Here is a 13,041-nt window from a genome sequence, read left to right as displayed (position 1 = left end):
AATCATCGCCCCTCCCCATTATCCAACCAAGGTTGGATAGACTTTAGTTTTCAGTAATACGGCACTTAGCATGCAATAGTCCGAAAATAAAAGTTTAAATCGAATTAACGACGTAAACCTAAAGCAGCAATCAATGCGCTGTAACGAGTAGCGTCTTTACCTTTAAGGTAGTCAAGAAGCTTACGACGTTGGTTAACCATACGAATAAGACCGCGACGGCTATGGTGGTCGTGTTTGTGCTCTTTGAAGTGACCTTGTAAATCATTGATTTGAGCAGTTAAAAGAGCTACTTGAACTTCTGGTGAACCAGTGTCGTTTTCAGCGCGAGCGAATTTTGCAATGATCTCTGCGCGATCTGCGTTTGTTAAAGCCATTCGATTTCTCCGAGATGCTTATAAAGTTAACTTTTGATACGAATCAACTGATAAATCAGCTGACTGCCGTGCATCACTACAGCAAGTGCATTATATTAAGGGAAAATCGTCTTAATTGCAAAAAGAGATGGCCGACTTCGTCAGGTTTTCATGACGACAATAGCGCCTTATTTTTCATCTCAATTTCATTATAAATTTTTTATATGTTTCGATACTTTATGCGACACAAAACCGCATATTTCTAACATGTTGAATACGATGTCATTGAATGAATTTTAAACTGATTTTTTGATATATTTTGCCACTCGATGTTTAGCATGCAAAACTCAAAGTGGAATGATTAAAAAAAAGCCCGAGCTAGGCTCGGGCTTTTTTGCGCTGTAGTTTCTTCTTTTTTAGTTATTGTTTTATTATTTATTGTTTTATGTGGCGCTTTTCCGCGTCCTTATGTTAAACATTCCATGTTTTAACTTGCACTTCCTTATGTGGTAGATTTTGCCACAACGGCTGTTAGATAAAAGTCGTATTTTTCGTATCTATATGTAAGCTTTTTCGTACATCGGTTAAGCTCTATTTCTTTTCTGTTACAGCATATAGGCATTTCTTATTTTCTATACATAAAAAAGCCTTGTAGTCTCTCCCAAAACTACAAGGCTTAGCGGCTGTAAGTTTCCTATTTCCTTACTTCACTGTAAGTTCGCTGTCTTTTGACGTTATTCTTATACTTTTGCGATTTTACTCAACCATCCGTGTTGAGTTCTTTTTCTGTGAAGTCATCTTCTCAAAAAGCTCTAAGAAGCTCTATGCGCAAATCTCCTGAATCAATGTAAGCTATTTCTTACAAAATACGGTACATTTTTCCCAGGCTTTACAAAGATAGGTGATTGTTAATTTTTTCTAACAAACCACTAACTCGTGCTGTTCTTTTTATAAGCGCTTTTGCCAATGCATCTTTTGCAACAAGTAAACTCACCACTTTTTTTGCACGAGTGATAGCAGTATAAATCAGCTCTTTACTCATCATTTCAGTTGCATGATTTTCCAAAACTACCGCCGTATGGGTAAATTCAGAACCTTGAGACTTATGTATGGTCAAGGCATAGGCGGTTTCTATACTTTTAGGTAGCCGTGTTGCCACAACCCATTTATCCAAACTTGGAAAATAAACCTCAAACTGCGACTTTTCCGTCATCGGTCGTTTTAAGCAAATCCCAATATCACCATTTGATAGTCCAAGTTGATAATCGTTATAGGTCATCATCACTGGACGACCAACATACCAATCCCCTTGTTTCAACACACCCAAGGCATTTAAGACCCGAAGTTCAATCTGCTGATTGAGTTCATGTAAGCCTAATTTTCCATGTCGAATGGCCGATAGAATTCGATAATCATCAAAATAACGAATTAATTGGGCTAACCAATCTGCATATTCAGCGGGTTGCTCTGGCCATTGTTTTAACCATGCCACATAAGGCTGAAAACCATACATTAGTTGATCATAATATTTTGCCCAATGTGCCGCACTGTTCGTGGCTTCGGGGAGATATTGCAACTGAATCACATCGCTCATATTCGGTGTTAGATGAATCGGCTGAAGTTCGGATGCAGATACCACCTGATGTTCGAATTTCGCCAGAACTTCTGTGGTTGTTTGCTGTTGTTCTTGTTGTTGAATAAAACGGGCAAACTCACCAATGGCTGCACCCTGTACAAAGCGACGGCTGGTCTGTAAATGGGTGCGGTTGGCTTGTAAGGCATCGACATCCTGAAGATTAGCCAAAACAGCGCCAACATCGACCGAAGCCAACTGTTCTGCATCCCCCAATAGAATCAGCTTACTGTTCTGAGGGATTGCCGCGAATAGCATCTGCGCCAAACTTAAGTCCAACATAGAGGCTTCATCGACCACAATGACGTCATAGGGTAAGCGTTGACGTTCATTAAACCGCGGGATAGCGCGCGTCCCTAATCCCAATAGACGATGCAAAGTTATAGGTTTCAGTTGTTTATGAATAATCGAATAATGCTGCAATGCAGGATCTTTAAACGCTGCTTGTAAGGCTTCTTCCATTCGCTGCGCCGCTTTTCCTGTCGGCGCTCCCATCGCAATTCTTAAATTTGGATTTTGCTCATTCAACACGGCAATAATCCGTGCCAAGGTATAGGTTTTACCTGTCCCAGGCCCACCGGTAATGATATTAAAATTGTGCTGACACACCATGTGCAGTGCTTGAATCTGATGGGGATCGGTCAGTAAATCCTTTTCAATATTAAGCGTCTGCGTTTGATTAAGATTTTGCTCTGTTTGCTGCTTTAAACGTGCGACTTGCTTGGCCAAAGCATTTTCTAATGCCCAATAGCGATAAAGATACAGTCGCTGTGAATCAAAAATAAAAGGTGCAACAGGTGTATTTTCAGCTTGCTCATGCTGAACCATCTGAGCCAAACATTGAATCTGTGCATCTTCGGCCAAGATACAACTATCGCCTTTTTCCACGGCTTGCATCAATTGTTGAATTAACTGATTTGCAGCAGGATGACTGGCCTGATTGGGTAAATAATGTTGGATTAAATAGTCAATCCAATCCGGCAAAACCGCATCTAAATCAGCTTTTTCTTGGGTATTTTGGGGAACTAAAACCTGCGTTTCTACAGTATTTTCTTGTCCCGCGTGCAAAGGCTGTGCTGATAAGGCTTTTTGATCATTTTCCACACAGTTATCCTCAAACTTATCCACAATGCAACTTATTGTTTCAGCGTGAATATTTTTATCTTTTTCGTGCTTATTCACGTTTTAGCCACAACCTTTTCGCTCAATATTGCATCGAGGTTTTGAATGAATGTATCCGCCGGCTTCCAGTGATATACCCCACGATCGGACTGTCCATCCATACCGCGAAGATATAAATAACTCGCCCCACCCAAATGCTGCGTCATGTCATAGTCTTTCATCACGGCTTTCAAATAACGATGTAGGGCCACCAAATATAAAGCCGCCTGCAACCAGTAACTAGAATGACTCATACTTTCTCGAATATAGGCATGATTATAATGTGCGGTCTGATCGCCTAAGAAATTACTTTTATAATCGGCAATGTGATAACGCTGACCATCATAATATACCAAGTCAATCGACCCCGTCAGATAGCGTGCCGTAAACACATCATTCAAATCTTGTATCTGTAAATCTGGCTCATTTAGGCTTTCAAATAGCATGCGTATTTTACGTATTGCCAATGCACGATCCGCCATACTTAAATGAAAGTCCATTTCTGAACGGTATTCGCCATCGTTTAACTGATGCAGGCTAAAACCATCATGCAACGGTGTATGAATGATTTGACTGTACCATTCCTGCATTTCTTCAATCAGTTCAGCTTCGTCTTGTTCAGGGTTCGCCGTTTGCCCAAACTGTTTAATCAAATTTTGCAATATTTGCGGCGAATCAAACTCAACATCACTGTGAAAGCGCGATGCGATGGCTTTGGCCAACTTATCTTCTGGAGTGCTAAATCGAACTTTTTCCATCAACTTGTGCAAGAAACTTCCGGGCTTGGTTCCCTTTGGAAAATGCCGTTTAATCCAGCTAATTTTCTCTGCAGTTTCTGCTTCAATGATTTCAATTTGTTCAACTTCATCGGCAGCACTGTCTTCTGGCTCGGTCATGACCGCTGCCAGTTGGTCACGTTGTATATGTGCCTTATGTGTCGTGCGCGTGAGCGCGGTAAAGCTGGTGGTTTCCCGTGGATAAAAATGGCTGTTAGGAATTTCTGCCGCGTCTAATACAACAGCTTCAACCTGAGTCTGAGTCAAAATCGGTGGTGCTGCACGCAAAACATCAGCATCCACACTTTCTGCATGTTGGAACAGATCAGGTTCGCTTCCACGCCAAAAAGTCAGTCCTGAACGCGCTTCTGCCATTCGTTTCTTTTCGACTTCATGATGACGTAGCACAGCATAGACACGATAACTGGCACGGGTCAACGCCACGTACCACAAGCGATGATGCTCTGCTTCATTGCGCGCATCATTTTGTTGAATATCATCTTCGGGTAAGTCCGAAGACTTCACGGCAATCACACGTTCTAACCCAAGGCTTTTTTGCTGATTGTCTTTAAGTGAAAAATTCAAATTGCCTTTTTCACTTAAGCCTGCATTTGCTCCCAATAAAAATACACAACCAAACTCTAAGCCTTTGGATGCATGGATCGTCATCAATTGCACCCCCAATTGCCCAGTCAATTTTCGCTCTTGGGTGCTTTCATTATTGATGCCTAAATTGATTTGGCGAATAAACCATTGATAAAGCTTATGTGCACCTGTGTAATGTTCACTTTGCTGACTTAATAATTCTGCGATATGGCGTAAATTCACCACTGTGCGTTCATTATCTCGACTTTGCCCAGCCACCAAACGCGTCCACACCTGAAAGACCGTCATGCAGCTATTCCACGCGCTGCGGAATCCTTGCTCATTCCAAATTTGTCGGATCTGTTCGAGTTTTTCGATAATTTCGCTCAGTCCATCTGCCTGCTGTTCGAGTGCGACCAGTTGTTTCAGATCAAAACCCAATAAACGGCTCAGCAGCGCACGTTTCACCTTGGCTTCTTGATAAGGATTTAAAATTGCGGTCAGCAAAGCGGCAACATCTTGTGCGACGGAACTTTTATAGACACTGTCCCGAGAGGCTTTATAACAAGGAACGCCCAGCTGCAATAAACATTGTTGCACTTGCTCTAAGTCGAAATGGTTTTGCCCCAAGACCGCAATATCGTTTGCTGTCAGTGCTCGCTGGGTATTGTTGTCTTGAAAATATAAATGTCCTTGCTGAGCTTGGTTGAGCAAGGACTGAATCTGCCAAGCCACTTGCTCTGCTTCATTCAGCGTTTCATCCAAAGCCAACCAACGCAGCGGTTGTGGATTGACTTGATCATGATCAATCAACGGAGGATGCTCGCGCTCCCCTGCTTGAATTGGGGTGTATTCAACATGCTCACCAAAGTCCATTTGCCGATGAAACAAGGCATCCACCACTTCAACCAAATTTTTGACTGAACGATGGTTTTTGTTCAAGGTATAACAACGTCCACCCTTAGTTTGAATATCATGACGCGCTTTACGATAGGTCAGCATGTCACCGCCACGGAACCCATAAATCGCCTGTTTGGGGTCGCCGACCATAATCATACAGCCCTGATGTAAGCGCTCCTTGACCCGCCAAATGCTAGAAAGCATGTCATCTTGATCTTGGTTGGTGTCTTGAAATTCATCGACTAAAATCAGCGGATATCGTGCTAAAACATGAGCGGCAAAACTATCTTTCCCTGCTGATGAACTTTGCTGCAAGGCTTCCGATAAAGTCCTAATTTGCTGTGAAAAGGTAGTTTCCCCAGCGTGGGACAACACTTGAGGCAAACGCTTTTTAACTTCCTGTGCCAAATAAAAGTTTAGAAATTGCTCTGCTTGATTGATATGTTCATAAGCGCTGAGTACTGCTCGGAGTTGTTGAACAAAAGTATGTTGATAAAATTCTTTTGAGACATCTGGCTGCTCTTCAACGACTTTGTCTTTAAAGACACGTGGCTTGAATTCAGTTTTATTCGGATCATAAAACAATGAACGAATGGCTTTCATCGTGGGTTGTAACACGTCGGACTGAGTCAATACCCCTTGGCTACCCGAATCTTCAAAGTGCTGTAAAAACTCGGGAATGCGTGTATTAAAAGTGACAAAGAATGCCCCTTTATTAAAACGTCGAGCGTCGACAAGGTTCTTATAATGACTTTCGGCATCAAAACACGCTGCAAGCTCTACACGAGCGGCAGGCAGCATCTGCGCAAGCTGATGACACATCGCCTCAAAATGTGCCAAAGCATTTTCGGGTAATTCAGGGACACGTAAATCCACCGATGGGAAGTTTAGACTTTCCTTTACCACGCCCAGATAGTATTCAGGGCCTTTCAACTGATGATTCAACAGCAAATATTCAATCAAATGCGCAGGCTGCTGCTGAATCCAATCTCTTAATAAATCATGAATAATACGTTCAATATGTAGATCTTCATCTTCACTGATTTGCACCTGTTCAATACGACCACTTTCAAAGGCAAATTCACGTAATAACTTTTGACTAAAGCTGTCTAAAGTTCCGACAAAGAGTTCTTCATATTGTTGTAAGACCACGTTCAGCCGATTGTAGGCATAATCTAAATGATGCCCATGATCTTTCAACACCTGCTGATACAAAGGGTCACTCAAACTCTGCTGAAGTTCGGCCAACTCATCTTGAGGTGCCGCTAACAGGCTATAAATAAAGTCACGGGTTTCTTCAATCCGCAGTCGAACCCGCGCTTTGAGTTCCGCTGTAGCCTTACGTGTAAAGGTAGTGGCAATGACCTGATTCGGCATATAACGATCGAGAAAAATCCGCACCATCAGACTGGAAAGCGTATAGGTTTTCCCTGTACCCGCAGAAGCCTCTATCCAATGCAGTCCCGTAAAGCTCATGTCTGCAATCGGGTTGGTGGACATATTCATCGTTTGCTGTGGCATATTCATTTTTTCACCTCAGGCTTGATGATATTGAGTTTTTTTAGGCCGTCATCCGCCTCGGTATCCATCACATGATATAAACGTTCTGCATAATAACGACAGGACAATGCCAAAAGCTCATCTGCCGCTTGTTGCTGTAAAATAAAGCTCCAATCACGATGGTGGCTATTGGCTTCATTCGACTCCAACTCCACACCACCAAAACTATGATTTTTCAACCATTCCTCTTGAAGTTTTGCAAAATTATCTGGCATGAGTTGGCCTGTTTCATTTTCCACCCAAGTGCATTTTTCTTGGCGAATTAAAGCAGCAGGCAGCACCACAGGACGTTTTTGCGCATGTTTCCACATCGCCAGCCATTCACTGAGTTGTAGCTTGGCTTGTGCGGAGCTTAAACCACAACAAACTATACTTTTATCATTACAAATTACTTCACGACGATACGTCGCCCCCTCATCACCTAAGTCTAAATAGCTCAACCACAGTAGATATTCGAGCCACGTTTGCGTCTGACGTTTAGGCTTTGCCCCTGACGCCATACAGCTTAACCAATGCATACTCTGACGGTCTTCAGGCACGGTGATGCTCAGTATCAAATGCGGTTCAAGCTGTAAGTTTTGTAAAGTGGTCGCAGTTACACGGCGTCCATCCAAACGCTCTAATAATTGTGTCTGCTCTTGCAAACTGAGCTTCCACGTTGCTATTTGGCTATGTCCTACAGGCAGTACATCTTGGAATAATGCTATATCTGGTTCAGTTGGAGTCGTAGAGTTCTGATCCTCAGCTTGATTGACACGAGATGCAGGCTGCACATAATGCTTTTGCAATAATTCACGGACATGGTATTGCTGTAAACGGTCAAGTAATAAAGGCTCTTTCTGTGGTAACTGATCACCGGTATACACACTGGCCACACCAAGCGTTTTCAAATATGCCCGAGCTGGGAATACCACATCTTTAATCCATTCCTGACCATCTAACACCCTTACTTCTTGTGTATCATGCACTGGATAATCAAGGTTAATCCAGGGTTGGCGTTGTCCAGACTGATTTAAAATATGTTCCGCCACAGCAAACCATTGATCTTTATATCGTACGTTTTTCGACTGCTGAAATCCTGTCGGGTCAAATGGCTGCAAAGGATAAATATGATAGAGCGGTTCGAGTTGCTCTGGAATTCGTAATCCATCCAAATCCAACATGGCATCATGTGGCTGATCTAACTGCTGGGGTTGAATCATTCGAGCGAGGAATTGGCTAAACTCATAAATGACAGATGATGGTTCACGACTTTCACCTCCATTGACATCAAAGCCATTATAGAAAATCCATAAGGACTTTCGGGCAAATAACAAGGCATCTAAAAATGCACCTTTATCATCTTCCAAACGTGAGCGATCACCCAATACTGGCTTAAACACATCCATTAAATCAAAAGGTACTTTCTGATCACGACGTGGGAATTTTCCACTATCCATGTTCAACAACACCACCAGTGAAAATGGGACTTGACGGATTTTACCCATGTCTGCAAAGGTCACTGAACCAGTTGGTTCGATCTGATCGACAGAACCATCGATGCCTTGTTGTATCTCCTTGAGCAATAAAGATAGCGGTAAATTAAAGCTATTTGGTAGCGACTCAACTTTTTCACTTTGGGCATTTTTCAGTCGTTGTGTCATTGCACGCATCACACCGCGTATGGTTTCAAATGCTCGACCACTGGCTTCAACAAAAGGTTTTAAATCTGCATCTAGCTGTTGCAACCACGCTTTGACAGTCTGTGCACTGAGGTTCGGATTAAGCCAATCTCGACGCGCACTGATATCTTGATAGATCTGAATTAAGGTTTGCACCAACTCAAAATCACTACTCTGCACCCCTGCGAAACTTAAGGTATTCTCAAATACGGCATGCTGTGGAATCGCAATCCCTAACGCCAAACGGTCTAAAGCAAATTTAAAGGTATAACGATAATCTCGGTCTTGCTCAGACAAATAAGCCAACATGTGCTGTTCATCTAAACCACGACGGAAACCGGCTTGAATTAGCAGTTCCATCATACGTTCCATTTGTACATGGTCGAGCTGATACAGTTCTTGCACCGCATTCAAATTCAACCAATCGTGAAAATCTTCTGCGGTAAAACGACCTTGGCTAATTTCAATGCGTCCAACAAAGGCTTTCCATGCATTTTGAATATCTTGACTAACCACTCCTGCAATTTTTACTGGGATATAAGGTAAATCCACAGCACTGCGACCCATGCCTCGAGTCGTCGAAAAGACCGTCCGAATATGCGGTTCCAGTTCTTTTAAATTTGGCACCAATACCAAGATATCACTTGGATGGCGTGGCTCTTGTTCCGAGCCTTCGGCCAACCAATATACTAACTGCTCACGTAAAACTTCTAACTGACGCAGGTTAGAATGACAGACATGAAATTGAATCGATTCATCTGAACCCGCGAGTGCATATTGATGCTGTTCGGGCTCTTCTAAAGTCATGATGTCATATTGAATTTGAGCGAGCAGCGTTGTCGGCTCAGTATCTGGAAAAATATCTTCCCAGCCTTCGCCACCAGACATATTCACCAATAATGCAAAGTTATCCCGCGCACGTTTGCCTAAACGAGTCAGTAATGAATGCTGAGATTCACGAAATTCGGCATTGGTCGTACTCAGATAGGCCTGAATTTGTGCCGTGCTGACATTGGGATTTCGCTCAATATAACGCTGTTGTAATTTCAGGTTATAACGATCTTTCCAAACAGGATCGACCATGTCTGCCCAGTACTCACGCGATGGGTTGAAATACAACAAATGTACTTCGGTATACGCCGCCAAACGATATAAAAATTTGAGTTGTGCAGGTGGTAGTTCTAAGGTAGTAAAGACGAAAATCTGTTCAGGTAAACCGTTATAGGTTTGATGACGCTCATCATCATCGCGTTCATCATCCTCAGCATCCAAATCAAACTGCTGCTGCCGATTTTGCTCAGCATGCGCCAAGGCAAACCAAAATTTATTGTCTATTTCCTGACGGTCATTAAAATCTTTTTTGAATACTTGATGCCACAGCCAACGCTGCCACTGCTCTAGTTGTCGAGCCTGCGTCGGTAAATATTCATCAGCTTGTTCAGGTTTCAGACCTGTGAGTTGCATAATATTTAATGGCTGGTTATGACTCCACGCTTTTAGCCAGTCGGTATCGCAATGTGGACAAATCCATTGCTCAACACCTTCATCAGGGGTATGAATACAACTGCCACGAAAGGCCATGTAGTTGGTAAAAAGCCGGGTGACTTGAGCAGCGATCCAGTACAACATTTCTTGGCGCTTTTGCTCACGTTTTTTTCGATCTGAGAGTTGTGCTGTGCTGTCAAAAATACGCTGAACTAAGGGCTGCACGTCTGTCGGAATCTGAGCAGCATCAAACTTATCAGCCGCAATAAACCCAGCTAGAGCATTATAAATACGCCATTGCATAATCAATGGCGGCATGTTGATACCTTTAATTCGCTCACGGTCTTGTTTGTTCGGCAAGGCCCAATCGTAGGCTTTCCACTGCAACCCTAAAATTTTACGATGATGCTTAATATTGGCACTAATACTGATTTTTTCAGCAACTTGTTTTTCTAACCATGCTGCAATGGCTTGATCGGGTACCACGATATGCCGTTCTTGCAAGACAGATAATGCATTAGTCGACTGATTTGATTTTAATTTTTTGATTAGACAATCCACCAAAACTTCGATTCTTTGACTCTGAATTACATGTATTGCCATGGATTACCTTTACAGCCTGAGTGACCAACTACTACAAAACAACAATGATTATTTACTATACATCTTGGGCTGTCTATGCGACTTTGACAAGAGAATAGATTGCAAAAAATGCTTTTAAACAAGTATCTTAATGATACTTTATGAGAAAAAAACCAATCCAGTATCAAGGGTATCTGCTTATGAAAATTGATAACATTCCTGATTCCATCGACCCTAACTTAAATCTGGACATTATTCGCGCTGAATGCTTAGAGCTCGTTAAAAAACGTGCTTATTTTTCAGCAGGTGCAGCCATTATTCCTGTGCCATTTTTGGATGTGGTGATTGATGTCGGAATTTTGTCACAGCTCATTCCAGAAATTAATGCGCGTTTTGGTTTAGCGCCAGATCAAATTAGTGTGTATGATCCAAAAACCAAACAAATTCATTGGACTGAACTGCGTAAACGTGGTGTCGAATTTTCTGGTTTAGTGGTTGCACGAACCGCGATGAAAAAATCGCTAAATAACATTGCAGCAAAATATATTACCAAACAAGTCACTAAATTTATTCCATTAGGTGGACAATTGGTGGCAGCCAGTTTGGGTTATATTGTGATGAAAAAAGTCGCTGAAACCCATGTAGAAGAAAGCTACCAATTGGCGAAGCGTATTCAACAGAAATTTCCGAACCAACCTGTCCCAACGCCTAACAATGGTTAACGAAACGATGTATAGCGCATCAACAAGATTTAAGAATCAAAGTGATTTAAACCATAGATCTAAAGATGAAGTAAATCTGAAAATGAGCGAGTTTTGAAAATGAAGAAAAAAGCCACGAATTGCGTGGCTTTTTTCATAAAATTAATCTGCTTTCAACTGCGCTAAAATCGTTTTTAGCACTTGTAAACGAGCACTATGCTTATCATTGGTCGCAATCACATGCCACGGCGCATATTCTGTATTAGTGCGTTGCAACATATCTGCAGCAGCTTTGAGATAGTCATCCCAACGGTCACGATTCCGCCAGTCATCTGGAGTAATTTTAAAACGTTTATGCGCGGTTTCTTCGCGGGCTTTAAACCGCGCAGCTTGCTCATCCTTATCTATGGCTAACCAGAACTTGATGACAACCGTTTGACTGTTATATAGGTCCTTTTCAAAGCGATTAATTTCATCATATGCCCTCTGCCATTCAACGGTATTAGCAAATCCTTCAATCCGCTCAACCAAAACACGACCATACCAACTGCGATCAAAAATCGTGATTTTCTCTTCAGGGACAATTTTATTCCAAAAGCGCCATAAGTAAGGACGGCGTAGTTCATATTTTTCAGGTGCTGCTATGGTATGAATTTCATATTCGCGTGGGTCTAACTTTTTAACAATACGTTTAATTGCTCCGCCTTTCCCTGCGGCATCCATCCCTTCAAACACGATCACCACGTTGCGTGAATCAAAACGTAAAGCTTCAGCCACCTTACGGCTTAATTTTTTTAATTCTTTTTTATAATCGGCTTCATCAGCGATGGCTGTACTTGGCTCCAATAAAGCCTGTGGTGTTTTGGCTTGTTTCCAACGCCCTACCGCTTTAGTTTCATGTGTTGGACAATGTTTTAAAGTGCGTAAAATATACTGTGCAAATTGCTGATCACGGACTTGCTCATCTTCACAGTCGATAATGATCCAGTCATGACTAAAACGCTGACGTAAACGTTGCAAGTTGTCATATTGTTTTTTATTGCGCCAATCTAAACCATGCAATTTATGCCAACGCGCTTCACTTGGGTCCATTTCATCCAAACGTTTTTGTAAAGATTTCCAAGATAAATCGAACCAGACCTTAATCACATCGACATGATTATTTTTTAGGTCTCGTTCATAAGCCCGCATGTTCTCGACATATTCATCAAATAAGGTTTCATCCAAAGGCTTCGACACATGCATGGCGGTACTGAGCAAATCACTATACCAGTTTCCAAACATCACCATGATTTGCCCTTCGGCAGGAATAAACCGTGCATAAGACTGCCAAAAGGTTTGTTTTGGATTAAATATGATCGGGGCATCCGCTTTCACCCTTAAGTAACGTGGATCGACCCATTCACGGAGCTGTTTGACGGCCTCCCCCTTACCCGCAAGCTCTATTCCGCTGACTAAAATCAACACGCTTTTGGCATTAGGCTGACGGCTGGTATTTTTCAGTTGATATTGCGCTTCAATTAGCTCAACCGAGAGTTGTTCTTCATCCATCAATTGAAATTCTGTTTCTTTTAAGCTCATGGCGGACCCTTGGTTTTATTCTGTTTTGAGTATAACCATGCCGTTCATCACACAACAATGCTT

General features: G+C 42.2%; 6 protein-coding genes. 1 reads left to right on the top strand and 5 read right to left on the bottom strand.

Annotation, left to right across the window (positions count from 1 at the left end):
• Nucleotides 1-104 precede the first annotated feature (104 nt).
• The 4 genes from rpsO to FTU22_RS02850 all read right to left on the bottom strand — a co-directional run bounded on the left by rpsO (nt 105) and on the right by FTU22_RS02850 (nt 10,717).
• Nucleotides 105-374, bottom strand: coding sequence for a 30S ribosomal protein S15 (rpsO, locus tag FTU22_RS02865; protein ID WP_067761248.1), 270 nt, complete (start codon nt 372-374; stop codon nt 105-107).
• Nucleotides 375-1,242: 868 nt separating this feature from the next.
• A complete protein-coding gene (gene recD / locus FTU22_RS02860) occupies nt 1,243-2,970 on the bottom strand; it encodes an exodeoxyribonuclease V subunit alpha (RefSeq protein WP_257225873.1) in 1,728 nt (575 codons plus the stop codon).
• A 194-nt stretch (nt 2,971-3,164) separates the two neighbouring features.
• Nucleotides 3,165-6,935, bottom strand: coding sequence for a UvrD-helicase domain-containing protein (locus FTU22_RS02855; protein WP_257225870.1), 3,771 nt, complete (start codon nt 6,933-6,935; stop codon nt 3,165-3,167).
• Nucleotides 6,932-10,717, bottom strand: coding sequence for an exodeoxyribonuclease V subunit gamma (locus FTU22_RS02850; RefSeq protein WP_180092907.1), 3,786 nt, complete (start codon nt 10,715-10,717; stop codon nt 6,932-6,934). Before FTU22_RS02850 ends, FTU22_RS02855 begins: the two co-directional genes overlap by 4 nt.
• 179 nt (nt 10,718-10,896) lie before the next feature.
• Here FTU22_RS02850 and FTU22_RS02845 point away from each other — a divergent pair, with 179 nt between their 5' ends.
• Nucleotides 10,897-11,418, top strand: a complete 522-nt coding sequence (locus FTU22_RS02845; RefSeq protein ID WP_180024754.1) for a hypothetical protein — start codon at nt 10,897-10,899, stop codon at nt 11,416-11,418.
• A gap of 141 nt (nt 11,419-11,559) precedes the next feature.
• Here FTU22_RS02845 and FTU22_RS02840 read toward each other — a convergent pair whose 3' ends face one another.
• Entirely contained in the window at nt 11,560-12,978 is a 1,419-nt protein-coding gene (locus tag FTU22_RS02840; RefSeq protein ID WP_180092904.1) for a phosphate--AMP phosphotransferase, read from the bottom strand.
• Nucleotides 12,979-13,041 lie beyond the last annotated feature (63 nt).

It is taken from the genome of Acinetobacter sp. YH12076 (assembly GCF_013419525.1).
Lineage (GTDB): Bacteria > Pseudomonadota > Gammaproteobacteria > Pseudomonadales > Moraxellaceae > Acinetobacter > Acinetobacter amyesii.
This window is presented reverse-complemented; position numbering and strand designations above follow the sequence as displayed.

Excerpts from the sequence above, each read along its gene's own strand:
- rpsO (WP_067761248.1), bottom strand. The coding sequence starts at position 374 with ATGGCTTTAACAAACGCAGATCGCGCAGAGATCATTGCAAAATTCGCT.
- FTU22_RS02855 (WP_257225870.1), bottom strand. The coding sequence starts at position 6,935 with ATGAATATGCCACAGCAAACGATGAATATGTCCACCAACCCGATTGCA.
- FTU22_RS02850 (WP_180092907.1), bottom strand. The coding sequence starts at position 10,717 with ATGGCAATACATGTAATTCAGAGTCAAAGAATCGAAGTTTTGGTGGAT.
- FTU22_RS02845 (WP_180024754.1), top strand. The coding sequence starts at position 10,897 with ATGAAAATTGATAACATTCCTGATTCCATCGACCCTAACTTAAATCTG.
- FTU22_RS02840 (WP_180092904.1), bottom strand. The coding sequence starts at position 12,978 with ATGAGCTTAAAAGAAACAGAATTTCAATTGATGGATGAAGAACAACTC.